At 60.9% G+C, this 15,272-nt stretch carries 20 protein-coding genes; 19 read left to right on the forward strand and 1 reads right to left on the reverse strand.

Translation table 11 applies throughout. The features are described from left to right. Positions 1-4: 4 nt before the first annotated feature. From K3180_RS00910 to K3180_RS00940, 7 genes are all read left to right on the forward strand, one after another. On the forward strand, positions 5-1,735 hold the full coding sequence (locus K3180_RS00910; protein ID WP_221537776.1) for a terminase large subunit: 1,731 nt from the start codon (positions 5-7) through the stop codon (positions 1,733-1,735). Then, entirely contained in the window at positions 1,732-2,985 is a 1,254-nt protein-coding gene (locus tag K3180_RS00915; protein WP_221537777.1) for a phage portal protein, read from the forward strand. Before K3180_RS00910 ends, K3180_RS00915 begins: the two co-directional genes overlap by 4 nt. Beyond that, positions 2,982-3,674 carry an HK97 family phage prohead protease gene (locus K3180_RS00920; RefSeq protein ID WP_221537778.1) on the forward strand — a complete coding sequence of 231 codons (693 nt, stop codon included), beginning with the start codon at positions 2,982-2,984 and terminating at the stop codon, positions 3,672-3,674. Before K3180_RS00915 ends, K3180_RS00920 begins: the two co-directional genes overlap by 4 nt. Positions 3,675-3,697: 23 nt before the next feature. Then, positions 3,698-5,101 carry a phage major capsid protein gene (locus K3180_RS00925; protein ID WP_221537779.1) on the forward strand — a complete coding sequence of 468 codons (1,404 nt, stop codon included), beginning with the start codon at positions 3,698-3,700 and terminating at the stop codon, positions 5,099-5,101. 90 nt (positions 5,102-5,191) lie between these two features. Then, positions 5,192-5,413, forward strand: a complete 222-nt coding sequence (locus tag K3180_RS00930) for a hypothetical protein (RefSeq protein WP_221537780.1) — start codon at positions 5,192-5,194, stop codon at positions 5,411-5,413. A 21-nt stretch (positions 5,414-5,434) separates the two neighbouring features. Continuing rightward, positions 5,435-6,016 carry a head-tail connector protein gene (locus K3180_RS00935; RefSeq protein WP_221537781.1) on the forward strand — a complete coding sequence of 194 codons (582 nt, stop codon included), beginning with the start codon at positions 5,435-5,437 and terminating at the stop codon, positions 6,014-6,016. Position 6,017: 1 nt separating this feature from the next. Further along, positions 6,018-6,347: a head-tail adaptor protein gene (locus tag K3180_RS00940; RefSeq protein WP_221537782.1), complete on the forward strand. Its 330-nt coding sequence runs from the start codon at positions 6,018-6,020 to the stop codon at positions 6,345-6,347. On the opposite strand, the gene K3180_RS00945 is transcribed toward K3180_RS00940, so the two are convergent. Next, complete coding sequence (locus tag K3180_RS00945) at positions 6,344-6,760, reverse strand: hypothetical protein (RefSeq protein ID WP_221537783.1); 417 nt, start codon at positions 6,758-6,760, stop codon at positions 6,344-6,346. The genes K3180_RS00940 and K3180_RS00945 overlap by 4 nt on opposite strands. Before the next feature lie 11 nt (positions 6,761-6,771). Between K3180_RS00945 and K3180_RS00950 the strand changes: the two genes are divergently transcribed. From K3180_RS00950 to K3180_RS01005, 12 genes are all read left to right on the forward strand, one after another. Continuing rightward, a complete protein-coding gene (locus K3180_RS00950; RefSeq protein ID WP_221537784.1) occupies positions 6,772-6,924 on the forward strand; it encodes a hypothetical protein in 153 nt (50 codons plus the stop codon). Continuing rightward, positions 6,902-7,369, forward strand: a complete 468-nt coding sequence (locus K3180_RS00955; protein ID WP_221537785.1) for an HK97-gp10 family putative phage morphogenesis protein — start codon at positions 6,902-6,904, stop codon at positions 7,367-7,369. Before K3180_RS00950 ends, K3180_RS00955 begins: the two co-directional genes overlap by 23 nt. After that, the gene (gene gp17, locus K3180_RS00960) at positions 7,369-7,755 is read left to right on the forward strand and encodes a tail completion protein gp17 (protein ID WP_221537786.1); all 387 of its coding nucleotides are present in this window, start codon (positions 7,369-7,371) and stop codon (positions 7,753-7,755) included. Before K3180_RS00955 ends, gp17 begins: the two co-directional genes overlap by 1 nt. Positions 7,756-7,772: 17 nt before the next feature. Next, positions 7,773-8,231, forward strand: coding sequence for a phage tail tube protein (locus K3180_RS00965; protein WP_221537787.1), 459 nt, complete (start codon positions 7,773-7,775; stop codon positions 8,229-8,231). Next, the gene (locus K3180_RS00970) at positions 8,231-8,611 is read left to right on the forward strand and encodes a hypothetical protein (protein WP_221537788.1); all 381 of its coding nucleotides are present in this window, start codon (positions 8,231-8,233) and stop codon (positions 8,609-8,611) included. Before K3180_RS00965 ends, K3180_RS00970 begins: the two co-directional genes overlap by 1 nt. A 65-nt stretch (positions 8,612-8,676) precedes the next feature. Then, entirely contained in the window at positions 8,677-8,859 is a 183-nt protein-coding gene (locus tag K3180_RS00975) for a hypothetical protein (protein WP_221537789.1), read from the forward strand. Then, positions 8,859-10,841 carry a hypothetical protein gene (locus tag K3180_RS00980; RefSeq protein ID WP_221537790.1) on the forward strand — a complete coding sequence of 661 codons (1,983 nt, stop codon included), beginning with the start codon at positions 8,859-8,861 and terminating at the stop codon, positions 10,839-10,841. The genes K3180_RS00975 and K3180_RS00980 overlap by 1 nt, the downstream gene beginning before the upstream one ends. Further along, positions 10,838-11,419, forward strand: a complete 582-nt coding sequence (locus K3180_RS00985) for a hypothetical protein (RefSeq protein WP_221537791.1) — start codon at positions 10,838-10,840, stop codon at positions 11,417-11,419. The genes K3180_RS00980 and K3180_RS00985 overlap by 4 nt, the downstream gene beginning before the upstream one ends. A gap of 211 nt (positions 11,420-11,630) precedes the next feature. After that, positions 11,631-12,239, forward strand: a complete 609-nt coding sequence (locus K3180_RS00990) for a hypothetical protein (protein WP_221537792.1) — start codon at positions 11,631-11,633, stop codon at positions 12,237-12,239. Next, a complete protein-coding gene (locus tag K3180_RS00995; protein WP_221537793.1) occupies positions 12,239-12,652 on the forward strand; it encodes a DUF6950 family protein in 414 nt (137 codons plus the stop codon). The genes K3180_RS00990 and K3180_RS00995 overlap by 1 nt, the downstream gene beginning before the upstream one ends. Next, positions 12,652-14,874, forward strand: a complete 2,223-nt coding sequence (locus K3180_RS01000) for a fibronectin type III domain-containing protein (protein WP_221537794.1) — start codon at positions 12,652-12,654, stop codon at positions 14,872-14,874. Before K3180_RS00995 ends, K3180_RS01000 begins: the two co-directional genes overlap by 1 nt. Positions 14,875-14,887: 13 nt before the next feature. Continuing rightward, the gene (locus K3180_RS01005) at positions 14,888-15,271 is read left to right on the forward strand and encodes a hypothetical protein (RefSeq protein ID WP_221537795.1); all 384 of its coding nucleotides are present in this window, start codon (positions 14,888-14,890) and stop codon (positions 15,269-15,271) included. The last annotated feature ends 1 nt before the right edge of the window (position 15,272 follow it).

The raw sequence follows: 15,272 nt of genomic DNA on the forward strand, positions 1-15,272 counted from the left end.
GCACATGAAGTGGTCGACCGCCTGCACCGACTGGGAAGACCGGATCGTCGCGGGGGAAAGCCTCGTGCCGATCGCGCCGCTCTTTCCGGAGACGGCGAACGACGCACTGCGGGTTTTCTGCTCGCTTCAGGTCGTCGACTTGCCACGCAAGGGGGACGGGACCTGGCCAACTCTCGGAGATGTCGTCGACCAAAAGATCCTCGACCTAGTCGGGGCGATTTTTGGAGCCGAGGATCCGGCGACTGGCAAGCGGTTGATCCGCGACTTCATGCTGCTGATCAGCAAGAAGAACGGGAAGTCCACGATCGCGGCCGGCATCATGCTGACCGCGCTCATCATCGGGTGGCGCGATCACGCCGAGCTGCTGATCCTCGCGCCGACCCTGGAAGTCGCCAACAACAGTTTCGAACCGGCGAAGGGCATGGTCCGCGCGGATCCCGAGCTCGACCGGTTGCTCCACATCGTGGAGAATCGCCGCCTGATCAGGCACCGGGTCAAGAAATCCGAACTCAAGGTCATCGCGGCCGACAACGACACCGCGTCGGGCAAGAAGGCCGGTATGGTGCTGGTCGAGGAACTCTGGCTGTTCGGCAAGAAGCCGAAGAGCGCGGCGATGCTGCGGGAGGCAACCGGCGGTCTGTCGGCCAGGCCGGAAGGCTTCGTGCTCTACATCACGACGCATTCCGACGAACCGCCTGCGGGCGTGTTCAAGGCGAAGCTCGAATACTTCCGCGACGTGCGTGACGGCAATATCGATGACCCGTCCTCGCTCGGAGTGCTCTACGAATTTCCGGAAGCAATGCTGGAGAGCGAGGCCTATCTCGATCCGGCAAATTTCTACGTCACCAACCCGCATCTCGGATCATCGGTCACGCAGGAGTGGCTGGCGAGCGAGCTGAAGAAGGAGATGCTTGGAGACGGCGAAGGAAAGCAGATTTTCCTCGCCAAGCATCTCAATGTCGAGATCGGACTGCGCCTCCGGCGCGACCGGTGGATGGCGGCGGATTACTGGGACGCTACTGAGGAGGAGGGACTCGACCTCGCGGAACTGCTGCGGCGGTGCGAGGTGGTGGTGGTCGGCCTCGATGGCGGCGGCGCAGACGATCTCTACGGTATGGCCGTCGGCGGCCGCGAGCGCGGCACCGGCGTATGGCTGACCTGGGCGCATGCCTGGGCCCGACGTGTGGTGCTCGATCGGCGGAAGGACATCGCCAGCCTGCTCGAAGGGTTCGAAGCGGATGGTGACCTGACCTTCACCGACACGGGCCAGCAGATAGTCGAGCAGGTCGCTCGCCGGACGGTGGAGATCCGTGATGGCGGATTGATGCCCGACATTGGCGCGGTGGGCCTCGATGCCTGGGGCATGGGTGCCCTGGTCGATGCCCTGGTCGCGGCCGGGTTCGAAACATACGACGAAGTGAACAAGCGCGGCGGGTCGATCCTGCCCGTGCGGCAGGGTGTCGGCCTGACGGGCACCATCAAGACAACTGAGTTCAAGCTCGCTGACGGCATGCTGCGGCATGCTCCTTCGGCGATGATGCAGTGGTGCGTTTCCAATGCGCGCGCCGAGCTGAGAGGCAGCAACATGTATATCAGCAAGCAGGCGGCGGGGAGCGGCAAGATCGATCCCCTCATCGCCACTCTGAATGCCGTACAGCTGCTCGAGGCAGGGCCGGTGGCGGGTGATGGCAAGCCGAGCATCGACGACTGGATCGCGGGAATGCGGGCAGCATGAGCTGGTTGCGCCAGATGTTCGGCCTCGAGAGCGACGGTGTGAAGGACGCCGACGCGCGATGGACGCCTGAGACAGGGCGGCCGTCGTTTCAAGACCGGGATAACTTCGTCACCAACCGAGTGACGTTGGCCGACTACAACGATGCGAGCTGCGGCAATCCTCTGGGCCTGTCAGCAACCTATTCCTGCGTCAACCTGATCGCCGGGACGATCGCGAGCCTTTCGCCAACGATCTATTTTACCGATGAAAAGGGTGTGCGGACAGAGGCGCGGAAGCATCCGCTGTTCTGGCTGTTGCGGCTCGATCCCAACTTCGACCAGACCGACTACGAATTCTGGGAATTTCTCGCGGCTTCGATCGAACTGCAGGGTAACGGTTATGCCGAGAAGATCTTCAATGGATCACGCCTGACAGCGCTGCTTCCCGTAATGCCTGTGGGTATGCATGTGCGGCGAAAGGGTGACGGCAGCCTCGAATACGAGTGGGTCGACGACGGTCGCCGCAAGATCAAGTCGCAGGAGCAAATGCTCCATGTGCGCGGATTCGGCGGAAACCTGATCAAGGGTGCTTCCACGCTGACGGCATGCGCCCGTATTTTTCGCGGCGCCATGGCGACCGATCGCACTGCGGACAAGATGTTCGAGAACGAGTCGCGCCCCAGCGGATTCCTTTCGATGGAGGACAAGCTGACGCCCGAGCAGCGGAGCGAGCTCGAAGCTATACTGGAAGAGAAACACCAAGGCGCACTGAATGTGGGCCGCCCGATGGTCCTCGACAATGGACTGACCTGGAATGCGCTGACCATCAATCCGGAAGACGCGCAACTGCTCGAAAGCCGCAAGTTCTCCGGCGAGGAAATCTGTCGCTTATTCGGGGTGCCGCCCGCCATGGTGGGTTACGGCGATAAGGCGTCGAACTGGGGAACAGGAAAAGAGGTCGATGTCCTCGGCTTCATCAAGTTCACCCTGCGCAAACGACTGCGCCGCATCGAGCGCGCGCTGATGAAGCAGCTGCTGACGCGCGAAGAGCGCCAGGGCGGCTATTCGATTGAATTCAATATCGAAGGCCTGCTGCGAGGCGACAGCGCGGCCCGCGCGGCCTTCTACCAGATACTCGTCCGCCTCGGCGTGCTGACGCGCAACGAAGTCAGGCGGCTCGAGAACCTGCCGCCCATCGATGGCGGCGACGTGGCGATGGTCCAGATGCAGGACGTGCCGCTGGCCGATGCAATTGCCGGAGAAAACCAATGAAGACCAAGCAGGGCATGCCAGTGCTGAAGCTGAAGAAGTTCGGCGAGAAGGGCGAGTTCGAGGGTTATGCCTCAGTATTCGGTAATCGCGACAGCTACGGCGATGTGGTAGTTTCCGGGGCCTTCAAGGACAGTCTGGCCGAGCATGCGAAGAACGACACTATGCCTAAGCTGTTCTGGCAACACGACAGCTGGAAGCCGATCGGCAGCTGGCTTGAAATGGAAGAAGACGACACCGGGCTGAAGGTGAAGGGACGCCTCAACATGGATGTCCAGCAGGGGCGCGAGGCCTACGCGCTGCTGGAAGCGGGCGACATTGACGGGCTCTCCATCGGCTACCGTGTCCGTGAGAGCGAAGACGACGAAGTCCAGGGCGTGACCCTACTCAAGGAACTCGACTTGGTCGAGGTGTCGGTCGTTTCCCTCGGAGCGAACGAGCAGGCTCTCGTCAGCAGCTTCAAAAGCATTCGAGCGGAGGGACTCCCTTCGCTCCCCGAATTCGAGGCGTTCCTGCGCGATGCAGGATTCTCCAAGAAAGAGGCCACCGCGATCGCGGGTCACGGCCTCGCCCAGCTGCTTCGGAGCGATTCCGGAGAAGTGGAGGTAGTCGAAGGCGACGAATTCATGGCGGAACTCTGGGCCGCAATGCGAGACGCGCCGATCATCGATGAAACCGGCGAGCCCGATTGAGCCGCCTAATCAGGAATCGTAACATGAAAATATATTCGCTTTTCGCGGGCGCTCTCGCGCTCGCTTTCGCCATTGTACTGACCGTTGTCGGTGCAGATCCTGCTCTCGCCATGTCCGGTGAATTCGGCGGTTCTGCGCTGGGTGCCATCGGGATGGCTGGTGCCGCCGGTACTGGTCGCATGATAATGACCGCTGCCGAACGCGCAAAGGGTCGTGTCATGCGCGGCCCGGATCATCCGACTGTGAAAAAGACTGCTGCCGAACTCGCCGCAGAAACCAAGGCCGCATTCGAACAGCAGCTCGATACCGTGAAGGGTATGGCCGAGAAGGCCCTCGCGGAAGCCGAGAAGGGCGTGAAGCTCGACCAGGCGGACAAGGACAAGATCGACGAAGCGCTGACCGAATTCAACGGCACTAAGGCGCGGCTCGAAGATCTGGAGCAAAAGCTGGCGCGTGATAACGGGCGAGGCGATGACCGGATGACTGCCGGCGAACGCTTCATCGGCGACGAAAGCTTCAAGGCTTTCGCAGGCGAAACCCGTCCGCGTGGCCGCGTGCAGGTCGACGTCAAGGACATCACCTCGCTCACCACGGATGCAGCCGGTTCGGTCGGAACGCTCGTACAGCCCGACCGCACCAGTCCGGTTCCCTTGCCACAGCGCCGGATGACCATTCGTGCGCTGCTCGCGCCTGGTACTACCAGCTCGAACACAGTCGAATACGACCGTGAGGTCGGCTTCACCAATAACGCCGAGACCACGGCCGAAGGTGCGGCCAAGCCGCAGTCGGAAATCCAGTTCGAGGAAGCGACTGCCAAGGTGGTCACGATCGCCCACTGGATGCGGGCAAGCGTGCAGATCCTCGATGATGCTCCGGCGCTCCAGTCGATCATCGATAACCGCCTGCGTTACGGCCTTGCCTTCAAGGAAGAAGTCAAGCTTCTGAATGGTCCGGGCGGGTCCGATCTCGAAGGCCTGGTCACCGCGGCCACCGCATACGCCGCGCCCAGTGGCCTGACGGCGGCACATCAGATTGACACGGCTCGTCTCGCGATGCTGCAGGTCGCTCTCGCCGAATATCCTGCCAACGGCATCGTCATGAACCCGATCGATTGGGCGGTTATCGAGCTGCTCAAGGACGCAAACGACAACTACCTGATTGGTCAGCCGCAGGGAATGACGCCGCCGACGCTGTGGGGTCTTCCGGTAGTGCCGACGCAGGCGATGACTGAAGACAAGTTCCTCGTCGGCGCCTTTGATCTGGCGGCGCAGATCTTCGATCGTCAGAATTCGACGGTCGAAGTCTCGACCGAAGACGGGGACAACTTCATCAAGAACAAGGTGACGATCCGCGCCGAGGAACGCCTCGCGCTCGCGATCTACCGTCCGGAAGCGCTGGTCTACGGCGACTTCGGCCGCGTGGTCTAATCCTGACCGAAAGGCAGGGGGCGGTCCTCGGACCGTCCCCCGTTTTCGCGAGGGCCGGTAGCGGCCTTCCCGAAAGCGAAGGAGGCCACAATGGCGAAGATCAAGGCAATTCTTTTGAAGCCGCTAAACGGAGCGGAGATCGGCTCGACAGCCGATTTCGACAAGGTCGATTTCGACCGACTAGTCGAACGCAAGGCCGTGAAGAAGGCGCCAGCTTCGAATGCCAAGGCGGCTGAAAAGCCTAAGAACAAGAAAGCCAAGACGCCGCAGAACAAGGCCGCGCCAAAGCCTGAGAACAAATCGGCCAGCTGAGGCCGAAAGGGGTAAGTCACCATGCGCTTCGAGCTTGGACACGTCCCCATGCCGGAGGGGTATGGGGACGCGATCCTGTCGCTTGATGCGTGCAAGCTGCATCTGCGCGTTACGCATGGCAGCGAGAACGAGCTGATCGCGGCGCTGCGCGATGCGGCGATCGAGTTCGTGGAGCGCTACTGCGGGGTAAAGCTGGGCCAGGTGACCGGGATGACCTGGCGCGCGGAATCGCTGCCCTCGGATCCTTCGCGATCGATCTCGCTTGCCGTGCGTCCGGTCACTGCGGTGACGGCCGTCGCCTGGCAGGATGGAGAAGGCACACCCGTTGATGGTGTGCCTGCTGATTACCGGATCTCCGACAGCGGGGAGATGCTTCCCCTTGTCGGCGGCCAGTGGCCTTCCGGCATTGGCGGTTCGGTCGTGGTGACATTCGACGCGGGATACGCCGCTGGAGAAGCTCCTTCCTCCCTGCTCTCTGCGGTCAAGCTGATGCTTGGACATCTCTATCTCAACCGCGAAGCAGTGGTTTCGTCTGGCATGGCCGGCGAAGTTCCAATGGGCGTGACTGCCCTGTGTTCGCCCTTTCGGCAGGTGCTGATCTGACATGGCGAGCATCGGCCGCCGCGACCAGCTGGTGACGCTCGAGCGAGCCACTACCGTTCAGGACGAGTATGGCGACGAGATCCCGTCCTGGTCGACAATTGGGCAGGAGTGGGCCGCGATTTACTACGGCCGCGGGAGCGAGCGGCGACAAGCGGCGATGGAACAGGGGGCGCAGCCTGCAAATTTCGGGATGCTCGCCAATCCGATCACATTGGGCCTGACGGTCAAGGACCGCATCAACCACGCCGGTGCGACGTGGGACATCGAGGGAATCGCGCCGGACACGCCGAGGCGCGGAGAGATTGAAGTCACCGCTGTTCGCGCGGCTTAATTCAAAGCGTCGGCGCAGACCTGCTCAGTAAAAGGGCACTGGCCGTAAAGTATGCGGTTACCCTCCTGACTGCCCCGAGTGACTGAGGTCGCAAGGGCCGCAGCTTCGAACTGGTCAAGGTTGGTGAAGTTTGCCCTGGCGATCTCTTCGCCGTCGAATTGCGCTGAATAGAACAAGTTTCGTTCGTCATTGCCAAGGCGATCTTCGGTTTGGCCGTAATATCGGATCGTCAGGTTTTTCACCCTGGGCGCCGTGGCGAGAAGTTCTTTGCTCCGGTTCATCGTGTTGATGACGGGAAGTTCGCCGAGGTCAGCTTCAACGACTGCACTATCTCCATTCACCATCCACTCGGATGCCGGTTCAGAACAGCTCAACAAGGCCAAAGAGGACAGAAGAACAAGCGCAGCGCGCATAGGAGGCTCCGATGAAAGTCAGGACGTTGAGGCGACACGGTAACGCACACAAACCGCAGTATGTCAAAAATGTGGGCCGCAAATACGAGGTTTCGGAACGCGACGGGCGCAACCTGATCGCGGCGGGATTGGTGGCCGAAGATGCAGCCGAAGATCAAGACTAGCGGCTTCAAGGGCCTAGAAGATGCGCTGATCGAACTGGAACAGTTCAGCGGGCGGACGAACACCGGCAAGAACGCGGTTCGCCGCGGGATGCGCAACGCGATGAAGCGGATCGAGGACAAGGCCAAGTCGCTTGCGCCGGTTGATGACGGCGAACTGCGCGACAGCATCAAGACAAAGAACGCCAAGGCCAAGCGCCAGCGCGGTTCCTACAAGTTCGAAAGGCAGACCGGCATATCCATCCTGACCGGCCCGACGACCTACAAGGGCGGGCGCTATGCCTACTTCCAGGAGTTCGGCACGGTCGAAATGCCGGCCAATCCGTTCATGAGACCTGCCGCAGATTCAGAAGGCCAGAACGTGATCGACATCGTGGGCGACGAATTGCGCGATGCCATAGACAAGTCGCTCGCAAGGGCGCGGAAGAAAGCAGCGAGGTCCACCTGATGCCCGACCTGCAAACCGCCCTTCGCAGCCGCATCGTCACGGCGGTTGGGCATTCCCGCGTTTACTGGACGCTGGTGCCGCAAGGGGCATCACGGCCTTACGTTCGAATGCAGACCATCAGCGACCCACGACCGGAACACCTGACCGGATATGACGGGGCGCGCATCACGCGAGTGCAGGTCGATGTGTTCGCAGAAAAATACAGCGAAGCCCGCGCGGCATCGGAAACCATCATCGCCGCAGTCGCCAATCCCGCGACAGTGAGCGGCATCAAGTTTGGTCGAACGAAGGCGGAAGGCCCGCGCGACCTTGGAGAAGACGTCGAGGGCGTCGGATATGTGCATCGGCTCAGTCTTGACCTGCTGGCCGAGCACTCACTGGCTTAGGTCTGGAGTAATCTAAAATGGCAGAAGATACCGAAGCCTCGACCGGCTATATGGGCGAGGTGTGGCTGTCCACGGACGCCACCACCGCGAACCTAGACGAACTGGTGGAAGTCGTCAGTTTCTCGCTTCCGAGCGACACTTCCGAGCGCGTCGAAACCACGCATCTCAAGAGCGCCAATCGTCGCCGCACCTATACGAGCGGCATGATCGATGGCGGGGAACTGGAAGTGACGCTGAACTTCCGCCCTGGCACCGATACCGACCTGCTGATCGAAGCGGCTTTGGCTGCTGGCGATGAGCGCGCGGCCCGCTTCAACGTGCCCGAGCTTGGTGTTCCGGCTTACACTTACGACACCGTTGTCGTGGTGACGGGCTACGACAAGGGCGAGGTCACCGCAGACGGCAAGATGGAAGCCACTGTGACGATGGCCGTTAGCGGCGCGATCACTGGCGCTGCTTATGTGGCGCCCGTCTAATGGTGAACAAGGTCAAAGGTGAAACCCCGCTCGTTCTCAGCGACGGGCGGGAGTTCACGCTGGTTCTCGATCACGAAGCCTTGCTTTCGATTGAGGAATCGACCGGCAAACCTCTCCCGCGCGTGATGGCGATGGCAGGCGAAGGGTTCATCACTTCGACTGCGGCAATCGCGCAGGCTGCATTCGCTCGCCACCATCCCGAAGTCACCCGCGCGGAAGTGGTGAAGATGGTGATGTCGGACGATAGCGATGCATTGGAAGAAGCCCTCGGCAATGCCGTTGAGGCGGCTTTTCCCGATAGCGAGAAGTCGGGAAACGGCAAAGCGCCCAAGGCAAAAACCCAACGTGGGAAGACCTCTGGGCGCAGTGGTGCGAAGTAAGCGAAGATCACGAATACTTCTGGCGAGCAACACCGCGCACGTTCGGCCTTATCGTGGGCGCACGCATGAAAGCCAAAGGCGACATGGCCGGAATGATCGGGTGGCACACCCGGAACCTTCATTATCAGAAGAAGCTGCCGGATTTGGCGAAGTATCTGACACCGAAGAAACCCAAGACCGCCGAGAGCGGAGCGCGTGACGTTAAGCGGATGTTTGACCGCATGATCGCAAAGCAGGGAGACGCTTGATGGCAATGGGCGATGTGATCGCGCGTCTCGCGGTGAACCTCTCTCTGGATACTGTTGCGTTTGAGAAAGGCGCGACATCTTCCGAGAAGCGCATGAACCAGATGAAGCGCAAGTTCTCGGACTTGGGCAAGAAGATAGCCGTGGGCGCTGCTGCCATTGGTGCGTCGGTTGTCGCTATCGGTGTGAAGTTCCGCGACATGGCGCAACAGGCTATCCAGAGCGCCAAGGAAATCGAAGAGTTCGCGCAGATTTCCAACGCGGGCGTCGAAGAGTTCCAGAAGGCTGCGTTCGCTGCCCGTTCGGTTGGGATCGAAAGCGACAAGCTGGCCGACATCTACAAGGACGTAAACGACCGCATTGGTGACTTCATCGCCACCGGCGGCGGTCCTATGGCCGACTTCTTCGAGAACATCGCGCCCAAGGTTGGCGTGACTGCGGAACAGTTTGAAAAGCTATCCGGCCCGCAGGCTTTGCAGCTTTTCGTTTCCTCGCTGGAAAAGGCTGGTCTCTCGCAGCAGCAGATGACGTTCTACATGGAAGCGATGGCCAGCGATGCCACGCTGCTCATTCCGCTGATGCGCGAGAACGGCAAGGCGATGGGGGCATTCGCCGAAGAAGCGGAACGTCTCGGGCTAGTCATGTCGAGCGAAGAGATAGCAAAGGCCAAGGAAGTCGCGAACAACCTTGCTTTGCTGAATGCCCAGGTCGACGCGAAGCAGAACAAGAAGATGCTTGAGCATGCGGACTCGATCTTGAAATTCGAGGAAGGTCTTTCGACGCTCAAGCTCGCGCTGATCGACGCGGTAGTGAATGTGCAGGCTCTCGGCGCGGCAATGGATCGCGGCACGCAGGCGACGCATGAAGCACTGGTCAGCATGAAGAACACGGCGCTGAATGCGCTAACCTCGACAGGCCAGTATTTCGACAACCTTGCCTTGAGCGCCAACGCTGCGCTGCGACGGCTCTACATTAGCGTGAAGACTTGGCTACAGGATAAGCTAAATGCCGTTTGGGATTGGGTCGGCAAGAAGGTTGATTGGGTAGCCAATAAGTTCAAGTGGCTCGACGATGTAGTGGTTCGCAACTCCTACATTCCCGATATGGTTGAAAGCATCGGCGACCACATGCGCCGCCTCGATGGACTCATGGTCGATCCTGCCACGAAGGCTACGGAGAAAACCGGCGAAGCTTTTCGCAACCTTGCCAGCGACATTCGATCTATTCTTGACCGGCTTTTCCCCGAAGCCGCTCGCATCCGTAAGATGTATGAAGAGATTGCCAAGCTTGAAGCGGGAATGAAGCGCGGGCCAAATGGTGAAGCGCCATTGCTCACCGAAGACGTGGGCCTTGCGGCGATTGCTGCGGCTAGAGCCGATGCACGCGGCACCGGACGGGCAGAACCAACCGCCGGAACCGTGGCCGCTCCGGCCGGCCTCGACATCGAAGCAACCGAACGGCGCCTCGGCAAGTTCAGCGACATCACGAAGGACGTCGCTGACAAAACGAAGGTCAGCACGGTGCGCATCGCCGAGAGCTTCAAGGACATGGCGGAAAAGACGTTGCAGTCGGTTCGCGGTCTGGTCGATGCAATCAAGGGCGGCGGCTTCCTCGATATTCTCGAGAGCGCGGTCGGCCTGTTCATGAACCTCGCTGGCAGCGGCGTGTTCGGCAAGGGACTGGCTGGCAAGGTCAATTCTGTTCCCGGCTATGCGACCGGCACCAACTCGGCGGCGCGTGGATGGGCTTGGGTCGGTGAGCGCGGGCCGGAACTGGTCAAGTTCAATGGCGGCGAGCGGGTTCTGAATAACAGCGACAGCATGAAGGCTAGTGGCGGACGGCAACGTGTCGAGATCATCCCCTCGCCTTACTTTGACGTAGTGGTTGACGGCCGCGTCCAGCGCGCAGCACCGGCCATCGCCCAAGGCGGCGCGCAACTCGCAGGGCAACAGATGCAGTTCCAACGCTCGCGGCGGCTCGCATGATCGAACTACCCGCATCCCCCGCGCCGAACGGGATGGAACCTGCGCTGCTCGACTATGGCATGGTCCAGCGCGGCGCGTCGTCAATCCGGGTCAATCGCCCGGGCAATCGCTATCGCATCGCGTTCAGCTATCCGCCTATGCAGCCGGACAAGGCGCGCACGTTCACCGGACGGCTGACGCGGGCGAAGCGCGACGGGGTGAAAATCACCCTGCCGCTGATCGTGCCACAGGGCTCACCCGGCGCAACGGTGGTGGATGGTGCAGGACAGGCTGGCACATCGCTGGCCGTGCGCGGATTCAACGCTGGCTATCCGGCGAAGGAAGGCTTCTGGCTGACGGTCGTGGATGCGAATGGCGTCGGCTATCTGCACCAGATCACCGAGACGGTTCGCGCCGATGCGGGCGGTCTAGCCACTCTGACTGTTGAACCGCCACTGCGTGCGCCCTTAGCGGACGGTGACACTGTGGAACTGGCCGCGCCTTGGATCGAAGGATTCGTCGACGGCGATGAATGGGGCTGGTCGGTTCCGGTCAATCGCCTCGTCTCGGTCGGGTTTTCGGTGGAGGAATACGCGTGAACTGGAATTATCACATCAACCAAAAATGTTCGCCCGCAGTAATGGACGCGGCTGCGAGAAAGCTTGGCGCACCGGACCATAAGGCGTTTCTATCCTCTGCGCCGAGGTCGCTCAAATGTGCGTTCAAGTCAGTATGCGAACTTATAGCGAAGCATGAGCCTCCCGAGGGATCACCAGAAGCTGAGACTCTGCGGAACAGAGTCCACGTCTGATGAACCAAGTCGCCCTCACCGGCCTAGTCCAGATTGACTTGCCGGAAAGAACGCTGCGCTATTGCGACGGCGGGTTCTTCGAGTTCGGCGGTGAGGCTTTCCGGTCGAGGGACGATACGTTCGGGACAATCGGTTCTCTACAGGCAATGAGCGAAGGTGTGGGCGATGTCGTGCCTGCGCTGCAAATGACGCTGCTACCGGCGGGCGATGCCGCTGCGGCGGACCTTTCGAAGCCGGGCCACCAGACAAGCCGGGTGCGCTTCTGGATTGCGGAGTTCGATCCTGCGACGGGTGTGATCGGTTCTGCCGAAGTCATGTTCGACGGGCAGATCGACCAGACAATCCTGACGGTTGGCAAGGGCACCAAGACACTGGACGTTTCGGTGGTCAGCCTCGCGGAGCGTCTGTTCGAAGGCAACATCGGCAACACGCTCAATCCGACCTGGCACAAGTCGGTCTGGCCGGGGGAAACGGGGCACGACAACGCGACTGGGCTTTCGAAGCCGGTTGCATGGGGTGTGGAATCACCTCGCGTAGGGACGACAGGGCGCGGTTCTTACAATGATGGCAGCGGTCCCGTCGGCGCGCGCGATCTGAGGGCCTATTGATGGAACTGGAACGCCGCCGGATTGCAACGGAAAAGACACTGAAGCGGTATCAGGGGAAGGTGTTCGACTGGTCGAAGGGGATTACCTGCGTTCACTTGGCGCGCTTCCACCTGCGCAACATGGGTCACAAGCCCGAGACGCTTCCGCGCTTTCGGTCGGCGCTTGGTGCGAAGAAGGCATTGAAAGAACAGGGATGGGCGTCGGTGGCGGATATGCTCGACAGCATGATGCCGCGTATCGCTCCGGCGCAAATGATGCTGGGCGATCTGGCGATCGTGCCGGGTGAAGGCGGCATGGATGCGATATTCGTCTGTGCTGGTCCGCTCAAGGTGTTCGGGTGGCGCGAGGATCAACCGAAGATGGTCATTCTCGACATCGGGCTGGATGAACTCACCGGGGCGTGGAGGGTCTGATGGCGAAGGCAGTCCGCTCCGTAGGTCGTGTGGTCGGTGCGATAGCATCAATCGCGGCCATGATACCGGGTCCGCATCAGCCCATTGCCGCTCTGGTCGCTGTCGGCGCTCAGGTTGCTACAATGGGCGCGCAGGCGCTCATCAAACCTCCCCCGGCGCGGGGTTCGGTATCGCAAATCCTGATACAACCAGACGCGCCTCAACCTTACATCATGGGCGAAGGCTATTTTGCAGGCGTATTGCGACACGACACTGGATATGGCGCGACCCTTGATGACGTCCCCAATCCTTATCGCGGAATGGTGGTGGTTTATTCAGGGGGAGGCCCGATCGAGAGCATCACTCCGCAAGTTGATTTCGCCGCCGTTTCAAGCTGGTATGATGGTTTTCTCTACACTGACACTCAACTAGGGGCTTGCCCGGAACCGGGCGCGCTAACGCCCAACTTTTCTGGAATGCCCGGATGGGGGGCGAGCGCCAAGTTATCAGGCCAAGCAGCCATTCTCTACAATCTGAAATTCGACAAGGACGGCAAGCGGTTCGCCAGCGGTGTTCCGTTGCTCGGCGCCTATGGCCAGTGGGTCAAGGTTTACGATCCACGTCTCGATGACACGCAGCCGGGTGGAGTTGGAGCGCACAGACTCGGCGACGAGACGACTTACGAATACAGCGCCAACCCTGCCCTGCACGCGGGCACCTATGCCTATGGCCGCTACCAGAACGGCAAACGCACTATCGGCATGGGCCTACCCGCAGACGGGATCGACTGGGCAACCGTAGCAGCCTGGGCGAACGTCTGCGATGCAAATGGCTGGACGATATTCCTGCCGGTCTTCGAACCCGGCGACCGCTGGGCCAACCTGAAAGACATCTGCTTCGCGGGCGGGGCCGAACCGGTCGCAGGCGGCAAGCTGACGTTCAAATATTCCGCGCCGGTCGTGGCGCTCGACACGATCACGGCAGACGACCTGACCGACGACAACCGCTCGATCACCGGGATGCAGCCGTTCCGCGACCGCATCAACACGGTCATCCCGAAATATCGCAGCCCGAACCACAACTGGGAGATGGTGGACGCCGAGCCGGTGGTGAATGCCACCTTCCTGACCGAGGACGGCGAAGAGAAGCGCGAAGTCTGGCCGTTCAATGGTGTGAAGAATGCCACGCAGGCCTCGCAGCTTGCCGCCTATCGTATGCGAGACAGCCGCGAACTGCCCTTCACGGTGACATGCAAGCCGCACATGCGCTTTTACCGTCCCGGCGAATGCCTGCACATCACCGACGAAGAATTGGGCCTCGACATCACGGCGATCATCTTGCGGCGTCAGATCGATCCGGCGACGATGAAGGTCACCTTCGAGATGATAACCGAGACGGCAGCCAAGCACGCCTATTGTCTCGGGCTGACCGGTGTTGCGCCGCCTACGCCTGCGGTCGGACAGACTGCGCAGGAACGCGACGAACTGGCGGCGGCTGCAAACGGCGATGCAACTCCGCAAATCGTCGGACCTACGTCCAAGGTGGTTGAAGCCAAGACGAACGGCGATGCGGTGGATGGCGAATTGCCCTTCACTACAAGTTTCTCACTGCTCTATCGCGGCACGGATCGCACTACGGATGCGGCTTGGTCAGTCAATGTGGATAGCGGCACGATCACGCTCTCCATCGGCGCGGCAACGGGACAAGTCACGGTCACGGCGATGGATAGCCTGCTGGCTAGCTACACGGTCACAGCGACTATTGACGGGCGCGAGACGAAGTTCGTGCACCAAGTCGCCAAGCGTCTTGCGGGCGTGGACATCAATACCGGCACGGGCGGATCGAGTTCGGCGGATAACAGCTTCAATTCGTTCAGTTCGACAAGCTACGTGGTCGTCACCGATGTGATGAACATGCAGACCGGCACGGCGGGCGAAGTGGACTTGTCTGCGCCGCTCACAATCAAGGTCGGTTCGGGTTCGCCAACGGGTTCCTATTCCGCAACCCTGCAATGGGAGCAGGACATCGGCGGCACATGGACGGCGGTGGGATCGGCGCACGTTTCGGGCAATACACAGCGCGAACCGGACGGCACGGTCATTCCGGCATCGGCGTCCGCAAACGAAACGCTCACCGGCCTGACTGCCTCGACTGCTTACAGTTTCCGCCTCACCGCCAAGGCAAACGCGGGCGATGGCGTGACGCGCTTCCTCTCCGGCACGGCCAGCGCGACCGGCTCATAACAAGGAAAACCCAATGGAAACCCAGCACAGTGACTGGCTGCGGCAACTCGCTGCAGACGGTAAGGGCGGCGTGGCGCTGCCGAGCATCACACGCGGCGAGGCCTACGAGACGAGCTTCACACTGCCGCTCGATGCATCGGCTGACACGTTCACGGCTGCGCTGGGGATCGCGCCCGATGCAGCCCCTCTTGCGACATTCACCGTGACCGTGGGTGCGTTCGATGGCGAATACACGACCATCACACTCGCCCTGCCCGAAACAACGGTCGACACCTTGCCAACGGACGCAGACGCGAACGGCCTGACCGAACTTGTCTATTCGGTGCAGCGCACGCCCTCGGGCGGAACCGAAAGCCGCCTGTTCGCAGGCAATGTCTTCATCAGCGGGGAGGTCTGAG

Origin of the sequence: Qipengyuania huizhouensis (genome assembly GCF_019711635.1) — a bacterium.
Taxonomy (GTDB): domain Bacteria; phylum Pseudomonadota; class Alphaproteobacteria; order Sphingomonadales; family Sphingomonadaceae; genus Qipengyuania; species Qipengyuania huizhouensis.

Excerpts from the sequence above, each read along its gene's own strand:
- K3180_RS00985 (WP_221537791.1), top strand. The coding sequence starts at position 10,838 with ATGATCGAACTACCCGCATCCCCCGCGCCGAACGGGATGGAACCTGCG.
- K3180_RS00995 (WP_221537793.1), top strand. The coding sequence starts at position 12,239 with ATGGAACTGGAACGCCGCCGGATTGCAACGGAAAAGACACTGAAGCGG.
- K3180_RS00930 (WP_221537780.1), top strand. The coding sequence starts at position 5,192 with ATGGCGAAGATCAAGGCAATTCTTTTGAAGCCGCTAAACGGAGCGGAG.
- K3180_RS00920 (WP_221537778.1), top strand. The coding sequence starts at position 2,982 with ATGAAGACCAAGCAGGGCATGCCAGTGCTGAAGCTGAAGAAGTTCGGC.
- K3180_RS01000 (WP_221537794.1), top strand. The coding sequence starts at position 12,652 with ATGGCGAAGGCAGTCCGCTCCGTAGGTCGTGTGGTCGGTGCGATAGCA.
- K3180_RS00975 (WP_221537789.1), top strand. The coding sequence starts at position 8,677 with ATGAAAGCCAAAGGCGACATGGCCGGAATGATCGGGTGGCACACCCGG.
- K3180_RS00990 (WP_221537792.1), top strand. The coding sequence starts at position 11,631 with ATGAACCAAGTCGCCCTCACCGGCCTAGTCCAGATTGACTTGCCGGAA.
- K3180_RS00950 (WP_221537784.1), top strand. The coding sequence starts at position 6,772 with ATGAAAGTCAGGACGTTGAGGCGACACGGTAACGCACACAAACCGCAG.
- K3180_RS00925 (WP_221537779.1), top strand. The coding sequence starts at position 3,698 with ATGAAAATATATTCGCTTTTCGCGGGCGCTCTCGCGCTCGCTTTCGCC.
- K3180_RS01005 (WP_221537795.1), top strand. The coding sequence starts at position 14,888 with ATGGAAACCCAGCACAGTGACTGGCTGCGGCAACTCGCTGCAGACGGT.
- K3180_RS00940 (WP_221537782.1), top strand. The coding sequence starts at position 6,018 with ATGGCGAGCATCGGCCGCCGCGACCAGCTGGTGACGCTCGAGCGAGCC.
- K3180_RS00970 (WP_221537788.1), top strand. The coding sequence starts at position 8,231 with ATGGTGAACAAGGTCAAAGGTGAAACCCCGCTCGTTCTCAGCGACGGG.
- K3180_RS00915 (WP_221537777.1), top strand. The coding sequence starts at position 1,732 with ATGAGCTGGTTGCGCCAGATGTTCGGCCTCGAGAGCGACGGTGTGAAG.
- K3180_RS00955 (WP_221537785.1), top strand. The coding sequence starts at position 6,902 with ATGCAGCCGAAGATCAAGACTAGCGGCTTCAAGGGCCTAGAAGATGCG.
- gp17 (WP_221537786.1), top strand. The coding sequence starts at position 7,369 with ATGCCCGACCTGCAAACCGCCCTTCGCAGCCGCATCGTCACGGCGGTT.
- K3180_RS00980 (WP_221537790.1), top strand. The coding sequence starts at position 8,859 with ATGGCAATGGGCGATGTGATCGCGCGTCTCGCGGTGAACCTCTCTCTG.
- K3180_RS00965 (WP_221537787.1), top strand. The coding sequence starts at position 7,773 with ATGGCAGAAGATACCGAAGCCTCGACCGGCTATATGGGCGAGGTGTGG.
- K3180_RS00935 (WP_221537781.1), top strand. The coding sequence starts at position 5,435 with ATGCGCTTCGAGCTTGGACACGTCCCCATGCCGGAGGGGTATGGGGAC.
- K3180_RS00910 (WP_221537776.1), top strand. The coding sequence starts at position 5 with ATGAAGTGGTCGACCGCCTGCACCGACTGGGAAGACCGGATCGTCGCG.
- K3180_RS00945 (WP_221537783.1), bottom strand. The coding sequence starts at position 6,760 with ATGCGCGCTGCGCTTGTTCTTCTGTCCTCTTTGGCCTTGTTGAGCTGT.